General features: G+C 44.9%; 18 protein-coding genes and 4 pseudogenes. 20 read left to right on the top strand and 2 right to left on the bottom strand.

Annotated elements, in window-relative coordinates; translation table 11 throughout:
* The 16 genes and pseudogenes from PN470_RS09310 to PN470_RS09240 form a co-directional block, all read left to right on the top strand.
* Positions 1-430, top strand: a pseudogene (locus PN470_RS09310) (IS4 family transposase); the annotation flags it as partial.
* A gap of 313 nt (positions 431-743) precedes the next feature.
* Positions 744-1,088, top strand: coding sequence for a GAF domain-containing protein (locus tag PN470_RS09305; RefSeq protein ID WP_334310431.1), 345 nt, complete (start codon positions 744-746; stop codon positions 1,086-1,088).
* The gene (locus PN470_RS22145; RefSeq protein WP_334310432.1) at positions 1,085-1,417 is read left to right on the top strand and encodes a hypothetical protein; all 333 of its coding nucleotides are present in this window, start codon (positions 1,085-1,087) and stop codon (positions 1,415-1,417) included. Before PN470_RS09305 ends, PN470_RS22145 begins: the two co-directional genes overlap by 4 nt.
* Before the next feature lie 48 nt (positions 1,418-1,465).
* On the top strand, positions 1,466-1,933 hold the full coding sequence (locus PN470_RS09295; RefSeq protein WP_272104371.1) for a CsbD family protein: 468 nt from the start codon (positions 1,466-1,468) through the stop codon (positions 1,931-1,933).
* Between the two features lie 66 nt (positions 1,934-1,999).
* The gene (locus PN470_RS09290) at positions 2,000-2,155 is read left to right on the top strand and encodes a lmo0937 family membrane protein (protein ID WP_016515444.1); all 156 of its coding nucleotides are present in this window, start codon (positions 2,000-2,002) and stop codon (positions 2,153-2,155) included.
* A 123-nt stretch (positions 2,156-2,278) separates the two neighbouring features.
* Positions 2,279-2,716 (top strand): hypothetical protein, encoded by a 438-nt coding sequence (locus PN470_RS09285; protein WP_103112466.1) that lies wholly within the window; start codon positions 2,279-2,281, stop codon positions 2,714-2,716.
* Positions 2,691-3,236, top strand: a pseudogene (locus tag PN470_RS09280) (glycosyltransferase family 2 protein); the annotation flags it as partial. The gene PN470_RS09285 and the pseudogene PN470_RS09280, both read left to right, overlap by 26 nt.
* Positions 3,237-3,743, top strand: a complete 507-nt coding sequence (locus PN470_RS09275) for a hypothetical protein (RefSeq protein WP_016515449.1) — start codon at positions 3,237-3,239, stop codon at positions 3,741-3,743.
* Positions 3,737-4,585 carry a transglutaminase-like domain-containing protein gene (locus PN470_RS09270; RefSeq protein ID WP_008206552.1) on the top strand — a complete coding sequence of 283 codons (849 nt, stop codon included), beginning with the start codon at positions 3,737-3,739 and terminating at the stop codon, positions 4,583-4,585. The genes PN470_RS09275 and PN470_RS09270 overlap by 7 nt, the downstream gene beginning before the upstream one ends.
* Positions 4,586-4,983: 398 nt before the next feature.
* Complete coding sequence (locus tag PN470_RS09265) at positions 4,984-5,304, top strand: P-II family nitrogen regulator (RefSeq protein ID WP_008206554.1); 321 nt, start codon at positions 4,984-4,986, stop codon at positions 5,302-5,304.
* 255 nt (positions 5,305-5,559) lie between these two features.
* A pseudogene (locus tag PN470_RS22140) lies at positions 5,560-5,772 on the top strand (hypothetical protein); the annotation flags it as partial.
* 59 nt (positions 5,773-5,831) lie between these two features.
* Positions 5,832-7,406, top strand: a complete 1,575-nt coding sequence (locus PN470_RS09260) for a B12-binding domain-containing radical SAM protein (RefSeq protein ID WP_271939320.1) — start codon at positions 5,832-5,834, stop codon at positions 7,404-7,406.
* Positions 7,407-7,429: 23 nt separating this feature from the next.
* A complete protein-coding gene (locus PN470_RS09255) occupies positions 7,430-9,739 on the top strand; it encodes an NACHT domain-containing protein (RefSeq protein WP_272104369.1) in 2,310 nt (769 codons plus the stop codon).
* Positions 9,740-9,827: 88 nt separating this feature from the next.
* Positions 9,828-10,517, top strand: a complete 690-nt coding sequence (locus tag PN470_RS09250) for a sterol desaturase family protein (protein ID WP_253881200.1) — start codon at positions 9,828-9,830, stop codon at positions 10,515-10,517.
* Between the two features lie 200 nt (positions 10,518-10,717).
* Positions 10,718-11,320, top strand: a complete 603-nt coding sequence (locus PN470_RS09245; RefSeq protein WP_103112462.1) for a signal transduction histidine kinase (STHK), LytS — start codon at positions 10,718-10,720, stop codon at positions 11,318-11,320.
* 28 nt (positions 11,321-11,348) lie between these two features.
* Positions 11,349-11,804 (top strand): BON domain-containing protein, encoded by a 456-nt coding sequence (locus PN470_RS09240; protein ID WP_079208650.1) that lies wholly within the window; start codon positions 11,349-11,351, stop codon positions 11,802-11,804.
* An 877-nt stretch (positions 11,805-12,681) separates the two neighbouring features.
* Here the strand turns inward: PN470_RS09240 and PN470_RS09235 are convergent.
* Entirely contained in the window at positions 12,682-12,846 is a 165-nt protein-coding gene (locus tag PN470_RS09235; RefSeq protein ID WP_002752244.1) for a hypothetical protein, read from the bottom strand.
* Positions 12,847-12,979: 133 nt separating this feature from the next.
* On the bottom strand, positions 12,980-13,282 hold the full coding sequence (locus PN470_RS09230) for a hypothetical protein (RefSeq protein ID WP_272104366.1): 303 nt from the start codon (positions 13,280-13,282) through the stop codon (positions 12,980-12,982).
* 320 nt (positions 13,283-13,602) lie between these two features.
* Between PN470_RS09230 and PN470_RS09225 the strand changes: the two genes are divergently transcribed.
* The 4 genes and pseudogenes from PN470_RS09225 to PN470_RS09210 all read left to right on the top strand — a co-directional run.
* Positions 13,603-13,785 carry a CsbD family protein gene (locus tag PN470_RS09225; RefSeq protein ID WP_002752242.1) on the top strand — a complete coding sequence of 61 codons (183 nt, stop codon included), beginning with the start codon at positions 13,603-13,605 and terminating at the stop codon, positions 13,783-13,785.
* Positions 13,786-14,077: 292 nt separating this feature from the next.
* Positions 14,078-14,554: a CsbD family protein gene (locus PN470_RS09220; RefSeq protein WP_002803199.1), complete on the top strand. Its 477-nt coding sequence runs from the start codon at positions 14,078-14,080 to the stop codon at positions 14,552-14,554.
* A 50-nt stretch (positions 14,555-14,604) separates the two neighbouring features.
* Positions 14,605-14,754, top strand: a complete 150-nt coding sequence (locus PN470_RS09215; RefSeq protein WP_149973564.1) for a lmo0937 family membrane protein — start codon at positions 14,605-14,607, stop codon at positions 14,752-14,754.
* A gap of 8 nt (positions 14,755-14,762) precedes the next feature.
* A pseudogene (locus PN470_RS09210) lies at positions 14,763-15,254 on the top strand (RNA-guided endonuclease TnpB family protein); the annotation flags it as partial.

The following is a 15,254-nucleotide window of genomic DNA, read 5'->3' as shown; positions in this document are numbered from 1 at the left end:
GAGAAAAAAACTAAAAAGATTTTTAAAGCTGGAAATTCTGAATATTGAAAAAATCTGGTTTCTCTGCTTAAAAGAGATGTTAAAACAGCAGGAGAGATTCACAATAAAAGGATTAGTATATATTGCCATAGACCGAACGAGTTGGGGAGCAATTAATATCTTGATCGTGAGTCTAATTTATGACAGGGGAGCCATCCCAATCGATTGGGAGATATTGGATAAAAAAGGAAGTAGTAATCTCGAAGAACAGCAGCGAGTATTGGGGAAAATATTGACAGTGCTATCAGGTCATAAAATAGTGGTGTTAGGAGATAGAGAATTTTGCTCGGTCAGTCTTGGAAAGTGGCTTTGGGAGCAGAGTTTATACTTTTATTTAAGACAAAAAAAAGTACAAATGTCAAGACAAAAGAAGGAATTTATCAAGAGATGAGAGCCTTAGGTTTAAGTCCAAGAACTAAACTATTTTAAAATGATGTTAATATTACAAAAGAGAAGGGATTTGGCGAGTTTAACTTAGCGGGTAAGTGGAAAAAAACCTATGGGGGTTTTCAAACAAAAGAGCCTTGGTATATTCTGACTAACTTTGGAGATTTAGAGACGGCAATAATGGCCTATTAAAAAAGATTTGATGTCGAACGGTTGTTTGAACGCCGTGGAAGGAGGAGTTAAACGGGGTCGGAGTATTCGGGCGGATAGGGGGTCAGAAACTTCTGTTTTTTGATTCCGTAAGCCAAGAATTAGTTATGGAGGTTTGGCATCCAGCGAATGCACCAGGGGCTTCTTCGATTCGCACGAAACTCGGAGAGGGCATTACGGGATGGGTGGCTCAACATCGAGAAACCGTTTTAGTGAACGATGTTACTAAGGACAAGGGCAATCGCTACAAACGTTACGATGAACCATCGAATTCGGAGCTATGTGTTCCCATAGTGGATCAAGATCGTCTAGTGGGTGTCATCAACCTAGAAAGCTACCGCAAGGGAGCATTTGACGAAAGAGATAAACAAATGTTAGAAGCTTTGACAGATCAGGTTGTTATTGCTATTCAAAGCGTGAAAAATAGAGAACAACTCAACATCCATTTATAAAATTAGCATCCGAAAATTTCGTAATTGCTATAAACCCAGAATTTTCAAAAAAACCACCAAACCAACAAAGAACACCAACCCCAAATAATACTGTAACAAAAGAACAATTACGGAAGCAAATTAAGGATGCTTATACTGACAGTGAATTTGAGACTCTCTGTGGAGATATGGAAGTAGAATATCAGGATTTACTGCAATACAGAACTCTTGATCTACAAAGGTTTCATCTAATTGATATTTGTTACCGTCATGGTAAGTACCAAGACTTAGTTAATAAAGTACACAATCATCCCTATTTTGCCAATCAAGAAACCATAAAGACTAGCTAATGTCTAAGCAGATTATTAACCAATCAATTTTTTTTGGAGTTTAAAAAAATGATTTCATTTCAACAGATTCGTCGCTTTGTTGTCACCATGATTTTAACTATAATGCTGACAATTATCATCGCTTTTGACTTTGGAACTACAAATAGTTGGGCTGCAACTTTACCCAACCAAATCGCAACCATGAATCGAGTCGAGGCAATGACAAAGGATATTGAAGGCAAAGCTCAAGAAGCGATCGGCAACATAACAGGTGATCCCAAAGATCAGATGATGGGAAAAGCCAAGCAGGTCGAAAGTCAGGCTCGTAATACAGCCGAAGATATCAAAGACAAGATGAAGTTAAAAGGGAGAACAAAAGCAGTAATAAAAAACATTGAAGGCAAAGCTCAAGAGACAATAGGTAAGGCTACTGGTAATCGCAACGATCAAGTTGCTGGAAAAGCTAAGCAAGCCGAAAGCCAAGGTCGCAATGTAGTAGAAGATGTAAAAGATGCGGTTCAAAATATCTTTAATTAAAGATATTTTGAAATCTTTTACTCCGAATCAATTTTCATTACTTTTATCTAAAGGAAAGAGGGAATTATGTTTGATCTCGTTTGGACTGCCGTTGTTATACTTTTCATTCTCTGGTTGTTAGGCTTCTCAGTTCACGTTGGGGGCAGCTTAATTCACCTGCTTTTGGTTTTGGTGCTGATTGGCATTGTCTACAACTTATTTCTGAGGGGACGTATTAGCTAATAATCGTTGTGGCTTGGCTTGCAAGCCAAAAAACTCCGACTCGCAACCAAGCTGCGATGTTTAGCTCAAATTCATTGCCACAGGTTTGCCTACATTATTCTGAAATCAGCAAGAGGAAGCATCATGAGTACTAGAATTGACAACTTCACCAAACAACTCCACGACAATTTAGAAGCGGTTGAAAACAGAGCAAAATCCCTTAAGGAAAGCATTCAATCCGCGATGAAAAAAACTCAAGCTGAGATTCAATCGAAACTCGACGAAGCGAAGGCACAGCTAGACGCTAAGAAACAAGAATTTGATGAGTACAGAGCAAGACTCAAAACTCAATTTGAGGAAAAAGAATCTGAGGTAGAGTCGAATATCGAGGAATGGAGAGCGAGTCGCGAAGTCAAGAAGCTCGAACATCGGGCAGATAAAGCTGAAGACTATGCAGCTACAGCGATCTTGTTAGCAATGGCGATGATGGAAGAGGCTGAAAAAGCAACCTTGGAAGCGATCGCCGCTAGACTAGATGCAGAGGCTGCTGCCGGAACCACAGAAAAGTACCAGCAAGGATGACTATAAGCGGGTCGGCGGCCACGACGCTGTGGCAGGATATGTTGTAGAAGACTGGTTCATGGCTCATATTTATGAGAGTGCGGGACTGCCAGTGAGTGCATACATTGGTCATGGCCAACTGGACTATCGGATGTACCCCGGCGGGCTGCGGGACCTGGTTGTTGGTTTCGACAAAAACTTTGCAACGGCAGCAGGGGAAGTCTCTTGGCTGCGGATGCTGGCGGTTGTGTTCTGGCTTTCAGGGTTGTTCTGGGCGGCTTGGTGTCTGCCCGCATCCCTATTTGGCTGGCCGATTGTCGGGAATTCATCCTTACTATATAACGTACTGCTTTATCTTGCCTTCGCCATACAGTTAGCCATAATTGTATGGCCAGTGGGTTCATTCGGAGCAATCGTCTTTTTCTTCCCCATTCCGGTTGCCTTCTTCATTGCAGTGTTCCTGCTGGCAATTCTGAATCTCGAACGTGGTCAAATCGAATGGAAAGGACGAAGGATAAGTACCCGATGGCAAGGTGAATGAATGAGATTATCTATACTACAGTTACCGGATGGGGTAATTGTCGGGCTGTGTGTGGTCGGTTGGACAGTCTGGTCGCTTTTGATCGGTTTTGTCGGTCATCGACTTCCCCTGAAATTCCTAGAAACGGACACCTGCCTGACCCGGCCACGAATCTGGGGGGAAGATAGACAATGGTACAATCGGGTACTGCGGATCAAGCGATGGAAGGATCGGTTGCCAGAAGCAGGGGATTTCTTCCCAGGAGGTTTTCGCAAAACATCCGTTGGCGGTGGGGACTGTGCCGTAATGTCCCGTTTTTTGGCTGAAACCCGTCGCGCGGAATACGTTCACATCGCCATCTGGCTGTTTTGGTTAGTGACGATGCTCTGGACTCCTGGCTGGGGTGTGCTGGTAAACCTCGCCGTGGGAACAGCTTTCAACCTGCCTTGTTTGTGGGTGCAGCGTTACAATCGGCTTCGGCTCCAGCATCTGCTCGTATTGAAAGGACAGGGAAAAACGATATGCTAAAGTATGAGCTTGGCTGTGAATTAACCTACAGCATTGAGCAAGCAAGCACTCTAATTCTTAATGTTGCTATTGTCAGCAACAACCATCAGATTATTGTTCAGGAAGACCTCCATTCTAACTCTCAACGGTCGATTGAGGAATACATCACTTCTGTCAGTGGAAATCGATACTTTCGACTCAATGCCCCTCCTGGCAATTTGCAAATTTCCTATCGAGCAACCGTTGGCTTATCTCCTTATTATTCAGACCCCAGTACGATTTTTGAAGTAAAGCCAGCCGATTTACCCCTCGATATCTTGTACTATCTTTATCCGAGTCGTTACTGTCAGTCAGATCGATTATTGCGCTTTGTCGCGGCTGAATTTGGCCATTTAGTCCCTGGTTATTCTAGGGTGACAGCTATCTGTAACTGGATTTATGACAATGTTTTGTATCTCTCTGGTAGCAGTGATTCTTTAACTTCTGCTTGCGATACAGCGATAGAAAGGGTAGGCGTTTGTCGTGATTTTGCCCATTTAGGCATTGCTTTTTGTCGGGCCTTGAATATTCCAGCACGCTTTGTTTCCGGCTACGCCTATGGTTTAAATCCCCCCGATTTTCATGCCTGGTTTGAGGCTTATCTAGGGGATCGCTGGTATCTTTTCGATCCTACCCGCCTTGTGCCTCAGAGCGGGCTAATTCGCGTTGGCACAGGACGAGATGCCGCCGATGTTTCTTTTGCCACTATTTTTGGTCCGGTACAAATGAATCAGATGAGGCTTTTTATGGACTACTTACCCGATGCCAAGCCGATTTCCGAGAATATTTTGATACCGACAACAGAGGCGATCGCCATCTCTTGAGCGTACCCCAGTCAGGTATTCTATTATCGAAAATTTGGGTTGAAAACCCCGTCCTTTGAGGACGGCTTTAAGCTACAATGGAAAAAGCGATAACCAAGCTAAAAACTGAACCCTGACCACAGATAGTAGGGGGTTTCGTTCAGAAAAGACTTCAAATTCGGCCTTGAACGAGTAAAACTTTCTAGGAAATAAGGTTGAAGATGAGATTTTTTCGACTTGTTCAAAGTGGCCGTCCGGCATTCGGACACTCAAAACGGACGGGTCGAAAGAGTCAGACTTAAGCAATTAAGCGTTTTTCGCTATCTGCGTCAACCCCATTGACGCGACCATCCTAAAAAAGTAGCGTGGTGAGGATGTCAATAACATTGTCTTTGAAAAACCCATTTTAGGAGTTGCCCATGTCATCCTCATCCCTACCCATTAAACTGGCTGTACTGGTTGTCATCATTGGTGAAACCGTCTTGCAAGACCGCATGATCAAGCTGCTGCAAGAGTTAGGCGTAACTGGCTATACCCTCTCGCAAGCCCAGGGCGCAGGTCGCCACGGCAACCGCCAGGGAGATATGGTCGGTTATAACACCAATATTGAGATCAAAACCGTTGTCTCGCAGGAAGTCTCGGAGGCGATCTTCTCTGGTCTCGTCGAGTATCAAGCTAATCATGCCTTAATCGCTTTCCGACAAAATGTCGAAGCGTTGACTGGGTTTGAGATAATTTGATTCGTCTGTAACCCCTAAATCAGGTTTTATGTCAAGCTATTTTGAAAGCCTTGCTAGAAACCAGTTTTAGGGACAAATATAATTACTCACTTGCATAAATGAGATACTCCCAAAGAGGGATATTTATGAAGTGGAATCTGACCTGCGGAATGTTGGATATAATCTAATTATGTACTAAAAACAGGAAATTCATGACAAATATTCACTCGATCATCGGTATATTCCCCTCCAATGAAGAAGCAGACATATTTGTAAGGTGGTAAACGACGTAAATATGGTGGCTCTACCACAAGACATGGGTTCCATAAAGGAGATTTAATTTCTTCTCCCAAAGGAATTGGTTATGTTAGTGGAGATACCGAAAAACAGCTATCTGTAAGCGATGCCAATGGTCAACGATTGGGACAGATAACTGTTAGTAAGATTCAGTTAATTCGTCGTTCTAACGGTTTAATTGTTTCTCACTAACTTATGTAAAGCCGCCCTCCGCTATCGCTAAAGGGCGGGGTTTCAGACCCAGTTTTTCGATGAAAGCCCTGTTACTCTACCCTAAGTTTCCCCAGTCTTTCTGGTCTTACGATCGCTTTATGGAAATCGCGGGACTGAAAGCCACCATTCCACCCCTCGGCATCATTACTGTCGCCGCCCTCCTCCCCCAAAACTGGGAGATTCGATTTTATGATCGCAACGTCAATCCTGAAACAGAAGCCGATTGGGAGTGGTGTGAGTTGGTTATCCTCTCTGCCATGTTGGTCCAGAAGCCAGATTTTCAAGCTCTGATTCAAAAAGCCGTGCAGTTAGGCAAAAAAGTCGCCGTTGGCGGTCCCTACCCCACCTCTGTCCCCCAGGATGCCCTGGATTCTGGAGCGAACTATCTCATTTTGGATGAGGGAGAGTTAACCGTTCCCCTGTTTTTGGAGGCGATCGCTCAAGGTCAAAGCCAGGGAATTTTCCGCTCTGGGGACAAACCAGACGTGACCCTCAGCCCCATCCCCCGCTTCGACCTGCTTCAGCGAGACGATTACTTAATGATGGCAGTGCAATTCTCTCGCGGCTGTCCTTTTAACTGCGAATTTTGCGACATTATTTCCCTCTACGGGCGCAAACCTCGTACTAAAGAGCCGAGTCAGACTTTAGCAGAGTTGCAGACTCTCTACGACCTAGGCTGGCGCGGTTCGTTGTTCATCGTCGATGACAACTTTATTGGCAATCAGCGCAACGTCAAACGCTTTCTCAGAGACTTGATTCCCTGGATGAAGCAGCACGACTATCCCTTCACCTTTATTACTGAAGCCTCGGTCAATTTGGCAGAGGATGATGAATTGTTAAGCCTGATGGCTGAGGCGGGGTTTTATTCTGTCTTTCTGGGGATTGAAACTCCTGACCAAGATAGTCTGCAAGTGACGCGCAAACTGCAAAATACTCGCAATCCACTGGTGGAAGCCTGTCGCAAGATTAATGCAGCCGGTTTGCTAATCTATGCTGGATTTATCTTGGGGTTTGATGGAGAGCGCTCTGGTGCGGGGGAAAGGATTCAAGCCTTTGTGGAAGAAACCAGTATTCCTCAGCCCATGTTAGGAATTCTCCAATCTTTGCCGAATACGGCTCTTTGGCATCGTCTCCAGCAAGAACAGCGTTTAGTTGAGGGTGACAGCATCCATCCGACGGGAGATCAGAATAGCTTGATGAATTTTATCCCCACCCGCCCGATTGCCGAAATTGCCAGAGAGTATGTCGAAGGCTTCTGGACGCTGTACGAACCCAGCCACTATCTCCGACGCTGTTTCCAACAATGTCTCGGTCTGGGTTTGCAGTCAAAACACAAGCAAACCATGCAATTTCCCGTGGGGAAGGGGTTACGGCTGATTACCCAGTTAATCTGGCATCAGGGTATCCGCCGAGGGGACATTCGGGGACAGTTTTGGCGGCAATTATGGACGATTTGGCAAAAAAAGCCCCAAGTTCTCAATCTGTATTTAGGTCTGTGCGCGGCGGGAGAACATTTTTGGGAGTACCGCGCCTTAGCCAGAGAACGGATTACTCAACAACTAGGCTACGATCCCATAGAAGTTTCTGGTCGTCCCAACCAGAAATCATTCTGACTCGATAGGGAGGATTGGATTGTATGGTCAAGAGATCGCTCCAGGCCTCCCCTTCGGGAATTAAACAGGCTAAACGAGCCTTTGCGCTCAAGGGGTGGACTCAGGAAAATCTAGCAGGGGAAGTGAACTTAAAGACCCGCCAGCCGATTTGGCGGTTTTTCACAGGAAAACCCGTTGATCGCCAGGTTTTCCTGGAAATTTGTTCGATTCTGGATTTGGATTGGCGGGAGATTGCCCTCGCTCCGCCCGCAGAATTTCCTGAACCAGGAGAACTGGCGAAAACTAATATTGATGCTCTGGTGCAAGAGGTGCGAGCGCAACGCCGGGACACCATCCAAAACCAGTGCGGCATCTTGCAGTTACTAGACATCAGCCATCCAGTCAACATTGATGACATCTATGTGGATGTCAATATTTTGGCGGAAATTGCCAGTCAACAGTGGGTGGAGATTGCCGATTTGCAAAACTTGGGTCCTGCTGAATTCGATCGCGTCGGTTTGGGAGAGGTTGAGCAGAAGCAAATACCCGGAATGCAGGCTGTTGAAACTTACTCAAAGCTTAGAGTTTTGGGCAGGCCGGGGGTTGGCAAAACTACCTTTTTGCAACATCTGGCGATTCAGTGCAACCAAGGCGAGTTTGCGGCGAATCAAGTGCCGATTTTTATCTTATTGAGAGAATTTGCCGAGGAGTCCAGTCCCAGGGGTGAATTTAGCCTGTTCAACTACATCCGTCAGGCATTGCTCACCTCGGGAATTTCCAACCCGTCTGTGCTGGAAACCTTACTGCAAGCGGGCAGAGTCCTGCTGTTGCTCGATGGCATGGATGAAGTGCTCACCCAGGACATTACAGCAGTTCTGAGAGAAATTCGTCAATTCTCAGAAAAGTATCATCGCAATCGATTTGTAGTAACCTGTCGCACCGCTGCCCAAAAACTCCAGATTCGAGGTTTCACTGATGTAGAAATTGCCCCCTTTACCCAGGCACAAATCAGCACCTTCGCGCAAAAGTGGTTTGTGGCACTGAGCAAAACGACTGCTCAAGCGGGGCAGGAGCAGTCGGCTGAGTTTATGCAGAAGTTGGACTTGCCAGAAAACTGGCAATTTCGGCAACTGGTGGTGACACCTCTGTTTCTGCATCTCGCCTGCTGGGTGTTTCAGGGTCAAGGGAAATTTCCGAGCAAGCGGGCTGAGTTTTATAAACAAGGGCTGGATTTGCTGCTGGGTAAATGGGATAAAGCGAGAGGAGTCGAACGCGATCAGGTTTACCGGGGGTTTTTATTGCCCCAAAAATTGAGGCTGTTGAGCCAGCTTGCAGCAGTGACTTTTGAACAGGGGCAGTATTTTTTTGAGCAACGCACGATTGAGCAATACATTGGCGACTATTTGCGGAATTTGCCAGGTGCAACCCTGGAAGCAGAGGAACTCCAACTCGAAAGCGAAGCCATGCTGAAAGCGATCGAGGCACAGCATGGAATCCTCACAGAAAGGGCGCGAGGCATTTTTTCATTTTCTTATCTGGCATTTCAAGAATACTTCACGGCTCGAAAAATAGTTGCCAGCCATAATTTGCAGGCATTAGAACAAGCACTGGGAGGGTTGGTGAGTCACATCACCGATTCCCACTGGCGCGAAGTCTTCTTGTTAACGGCTGCCATGTTGCGAAGTGCAGATGCGCTGGTGCAGTTGATGAAGCAACAAATTGATGCCTTAGTCGCGCAAGACTCCTATCTGCAAGAGTTTTTGAGTTGGGCCAGCCAAAAATCCCAGCAGCTCCCAGACGAAACCAAAGTGGCGACCGCACGCGCATTTTACCTTGCCCTTGCCCAAAGCCCGCATACGGCAGATCGCTTTGCCTTAGCCAGCACGCTCGATCAGGGGATGTTTTTAGATGCGGCGTTGGAGAACTTGCTGGTAGAGTTTGCCATCGACCACAGTCAGGATTTTGCCTATGTCAATGCTTGTAGCGAGGCACTCAACAACATTCTGGTGATGGTTCTGGATGCTGGATTTTATAAGTCTTTGCAACAATTGAGAGACCAACTGCCACCTCCGAGTCAAAACCTGGAACGGCTTCAGGAATGGTGGCAGAAAAACTATTCTGCCTGGGTGGAACAGTTGCGGTGTGCGATCGCCAATTATCGCAATATTCATCATCCCTGGCAGTTTACGACTGAGCAACAGCAGCTGCTCCAACGCTACTATGAGGCCAATCAACTCCTGATCGATTGTTTGAATAGTAACTGCGAAATAACAGCCGCAATCCGGCAAGAAATTGAAGCCACGTTGCTGTTACCTCAAAAGGACTTGGAAGATCGGGAATGGCAAGGAGATTAAATTGATAGACCACTCATTTGGATTTTACGGGTTCGCTTTCTTTGGGATCATCCTGGCGCGATACTTTCTCGTGGCTGGGGGAACCTATTTGTTCTTCTATTCGCCCTTGAGTCAGTCCTTTGTCAATCACAACCTGCGGCATTGGTCTCCCTCTTGGCGATCGATTCAACAAGATATCACGCTCTCGGTTCTTTCGGCGGGGGTGTTTGCGCTGGCGGCGGCTTTCATCATGACAGGATACAGTTGGGGCATTACCCGCTTATACAGCCACCCTCAACAGTATGGGCTGTGTTATTTAGGGGTTAGTTATGGCGCTGTGTTGGTTCTCCAGGATGCCTATTTCTATTTCACCCATCGCTTGTTTCACCACCCGTCACTCTTTCGGTGGTTACACCAGGGACATCATCGCTCGCGCTATCCTACCCCGTGGACTTCGTTTGCCTTTGACCCACTAGAGGCGATCGTTCAGTCTCTCTTCCTGGTCGGCATTGTCTTTGTCCTTCCCCTGCATTTCATCACGTTAATTGCGGCACTCACCACGATGACGATCTGGGCAGTGTTAAATCATCTTGGGATCGATCGCTTGCCCTCCTCATTTCCCCATCATTGGTTGGGTCGGTGGTTTATTGGTCCGGCCCATCATTCCATTCATCATCGCAAGTACACCGTACATTACGGTCTATATTTCACGTTCTGGGACAAACTCCTCGGAACTCAAGACCCCGATTATGAGCAGAAGTTTGATGAGCGTCTGACGGGTAAAGTCGATGGAGTTTAACTCGTGCATCGTCCGTTACATTTTGTCTCGTATTCAAGCAATTCATACAGACTCAATCAATTCACGCATCAAATCAAACAACCGCCTGTTACAGTAATGCCAAGAGCAGAATTATCAACTCGCATCAGGAAATTCAATCGCTATAGTTCGCCATACTATAGGATTTACAAAGCTTTTACCGCATAGCGTTGGAGGGAAAAATGACTTTAACTAACCGTAAACGAGCCGTGGGAATCTTCTCTAGCCATCAAGAGGCAGAGAAGGCACTGAATGGATTACGAGATGACGGATTTGCCATGAATGAGGTATCAATCATTGCCAAAGAGCCTGAACGACTGGAGCAGAGCAACCGGATTGGTGAGACACGAGTTCAAGAGCTTGCCGAAACAAAAACAACTCATATTGACGAAGGAGCAAAGACTGGGGCAGCGGCAGGCGGAGCCATCGGAGGACTGACAGGCTTGCTGGTTGGGTTGGGCATATTGGCAATTCCTGGAGTGGGCCCCGTCATGTTGGCAGGGGCGGCTGCAACTGCGATCGCTACCACGTTAGCTGGCGGTGCAATCGGGACGGCTACCGGAGGTTTGGTAGGTGGTCTAATTGGTCTAGGAATTCCAGAAGATCGGGCACGAGTCTATCACGATTATGTGGTTCGTGGAGACTACCTGTTGATCGTGGACGGTACAGATGCTGACATCCTTCAGGCTGAAACAATTCTAAAGCGCCGAGGGATTCGCGAGTGGGAAATTTACAATGCCCTAGCAATTGAAGGCTATGTCGATCCTCCTGCTTCTCGTTTGTAAAATCGGAAATTATTAAAGGATTTGCATCATGAAAAAGATCACAACTTTAATCCTCAGCAGCCTTCTACTGATTGGAACTGTGGCTTGTGAGAACAACGCTAAAACTAGCACCAACGCCCCTTCTTCCACAGAGGAAACGGGGCAAGTTCCTGATACTAAAACAGTCCAAAAGAACCAAAGCGATGCGTCTAGTCAAGTGCGCCGAAATCAACTCAATTCTGATATTCGCGCTCGTGAGCAACGCAACAATCTAACTGGAGGAGATGCGGATCGCGCCAACAGTGACCTTTCCAGTGAAGTTCGCTCTAAGCTAGAAGCCAACATCCCGAAAGGGCAACTTACAGTTTCTGCTAAAGATGGAGCGGTAGTCGTCTCTGGAACCGTAGAAACTCAAGAGCAACTCGACAAAATTGACCCCTTGGCAAAACAAATCAAGGGTGTCAATAGTGTCAAAGTTAAAGCAAAAGTGGCGTTGTCAAATTGAAAGATGCTCCGAATCAGCTTGGAACTGAAATTACTTTGACTTGCCCTGAGCCAAGTCGAAGGGTAGCAAGGATTGCATTGCATCTTTCATATTCTAATCTGACAACGCCGCAAAAGTTGCGGTGAGCATCTCACCTTTGTAACTCCTAAATTAAGTTTTATGTCAAGCTATTTTGAAAGCCTTACCAGAAGCAAGTTTTAGCGACAAGCATAATTACTCACTTGCATAAATGAGATGCTCCCAAGTTGCGCGAGCAGCTCCAGCTAAAAAGAAGTAAACAGAAGATAGCAACTGTAACTAACCTTGAAGACAAGGGGCTTAAGCCCCTTGTCTAATCATTGCTTTAGGACTTACGCATTGACAGAATTTCCGTAGTATGCCTTTGAACTTCAGACTATGGCTTCCAAGTTATTGAGGTCAAGGAAGTTGGATGCTAAATTATTGACAATAAAAGAGCGGATGACCTCAGTAAATAACTCCCTTTGTCAGGAATACCAATTAACAATTTCCGCTTTAAATCGGAGAAATTCTAACTCGGGTTTGCTGAATAATGGTAAAACCCTTTTAAAATAAGGCTTTTGACCTGTTAAAATCCGATGTTATACCATTTCTCTAAATGAAAACTACACATCGAATTTAAGTCACCCTTTTTAAGGGGGATTTAGGGTGATTAAACTTCTGTAGTCAGACTTTGGAGAATTGGTATTAGTGCTGCGAATATAGGATTAAGACCTTCAAAAACCTTGCATTATCCTTCTTTTAGTACATAAACTGGTACAAAAAAAAGAGGGCAACAAAGCCTGAAACTCCCGACGACCGGCTACTGACGACCGGCGACCGACTCCTAACCCCACCAACAAACTTTTTGCCGCCAACCCTATTTAGTTCCTAGTTCAACCGAGACTAACCGATTCACATGAGGAGCAAACAAACCCCGAAAGCCCTTGTCTTTAAGGGTATTCATGGTTTCTTTGGCAGCATACCAACTATCTCCTGTGACTGTCTCTGGTTTCAATCCCCAAGCTTTTACTTCGTCCAACATTTCTAAGAAATATTCATGTTTTGTCTGACCCTCCTGTTTATTAACGATTCAATAATTAACGGGAACTGACCTTCCTTTACAATCGGTATAATATCAGGTAACTACGTTAATACCTTTGACTACTTTTTTGTGTTTACCACCAGTAAAAGTAATCGATTAACTCAGCTTTAGCTGGGTGACTATAAGGCTTGTCAATTACCATGTCGTCTGTACTGATTGTTCCTCCTTCAAGTTCGATTTGAGGAGCCACTTCATCAAACAAATCCTTGAGTGTATAGTTCTCTCGCCACAAGAAACGATTGACACTGTCATGAGATAAATTGCCCATAATTTGAGCCAAACGAACACAGCTTATATATTTAGGTTCCCAGAGCAAAAATAGGGTGTAAATAGCCAGATTACATTGAGCAGTTGTTGGCTTCGTAATGTTTCTCATCAGTTGTTCTGTTATAAGAGATGCCCTTGTGTCAGGAAATCAAATCGGAGAGGGTTTTGTCAAGAGTCGAGAGAGAAATTGTATCTAAGACTAACAAAATTAGACCACCCACATTTAAGCCTTTTTGTCAATGCGTAATTTCTATGCTTGCAGAAACGGTATCGTTACATTTTGTGTCGTATTCAAGCAATTCATACAGACTCAATCAATTCATACAGTAAATCAAACAACCACCCGTTACAGTAATACCAGAAGCAGAATTGTTAGCTCAACTTAGGTAAGCAGTTCTCAAATCCAAAAAATTCAATAAGGAGAGCATCATGAGCTTAAAAGATAGAACCGAGGCAACCGCCAAAAATATCGAAGGTAAAGTTCAAGAAGCAGTAGGAGATCTGACTGGCGATCCCAAAGCTCAAGCAGAGGGCAAGGAAAAACAGGCAGAGGCAAAAGTTCGTCACACTATCGAAGATGTGAAAGATGAAGTCAAAAAAATTATTGATTAGTAGGTCATTTGTCACGGCAACCGCCATTCAGACAAATGATTGAAACCCAGATTTCATCGGAACTCTTCCTCAAAAAATGGCTTCTTTCGAGACAGGTGAAACACTAGGACAAGGCGGCGTAAATAAACCCAATATTACCAGATATCTAGCTTCTCAAAGAAGTCGAAGATCTCTCCCTCGGTAAACTTACGCCGTCAAAGACTAGAAAAATCTTTCTCGAAAGGGTCTAGACAGTAGTTGTTCATCATCCATGTATCATCGATTCATCAAATTCTTTTTTGGAGTTAAAATGATGTCACTTCAACAGATTCGTCGCTTTTTTGTCACCATTATTTTAACTATAATGCTGGCAATTACTATAGCTTTTGATTTTGGAACTACAAATAGTTGGGCTGCAACTTTACCCACCCAATCGCAGACTCAAATCGCAAGCATGAATCGAGCCAAGGCAGTTACGAAAAATATTGAAGGCAAAGCTCAAGAAGCGATTGGCAACATGACAGGCGATCCCAAAGATCAGATGATGGGAAAAGCCAAGCAAGTCGAAAGTCAGGCTCGTAACGCAGCAGAAGATATAAAAGACCAGATGAAGTTAAAAGGGCGGGCAAAAGCAGTCACAAAGAACATTGAAGGCAAAGCTCAAGAAGCGATAGGTAAAGCTACTGGCAACCGCCAAGATCAAGTTGCTGGAAAAGCTAAACAAGTCGAAAGCCAAGTTCGCAATGCAGTAGAAGACGTAAAAGATACGGTTCAAGATATACTCAATTAAGGATTGATGACTGAATTTTCATTACTTTTCTCTAAATCAAGGAGGGAAATATGTTTGATCTCGTTTGGACTGCCGTTGTTATACTTTTCATCCTCTGGTTGTTAGGATTCTCCGTTAACATTGGCGGCAGCTTAATCCACCTGCTTTTGGTTTTGGTGCTGATTGGCGTTGTCTACAATTTGTTTATGAGGCGACGGTAATTGTTCATTCTCGAACACAGAAAGGGTCAAAAAATCGGGAAAAAGCAAGAATCAAAGTAGCTAAGATTCAGTCTCAAATCACCGATAGCAGAAAAGACCATTTACATAAGCTAACCACTCAATTAGTTCGTGAAAACCAAACGATTGTGGTTGAGAATTTAGCCGTCAAGAATATGGTCAAAAACCCGAAATTATCTCAGGCAATATCTGACGTTAGTTGGGGAGAAATCACTCGTCAATTAGCCTATAAATGCCTTTGGTATGGGAGAAATTACATCGAAATAGATAGATGGTTTTCTAGCTCTAAAAGGTGTAGTAATTGTGGGTATATTGCTGAGAAAATGCCGTTAAATATTCGAGAGTGGGATTGTCCAGACTGTGGGACTCACCATGACCGAGATATTAACGCCAGTAAAAACATTTTGGCCGCAGGGCTTGCGGTGTCAGTCTGTAGAGCGACCATAAGACCAGAACAGAGTAAATCTGTTAAGGCAAGTGCG

Source organism: Microcystis sp. CS-574, assembly GCF_028329095.1.
Lineage (GTDB): Bacteria > Cyanobacteriota > Cyanobacteriia > Cyanobacteriales > Microcystaceae > Microcystis > Microcystis ichthyoblabe_A.
This window is presented reverse-complemented; position numbering and strand designations above follow the sequence as displayed.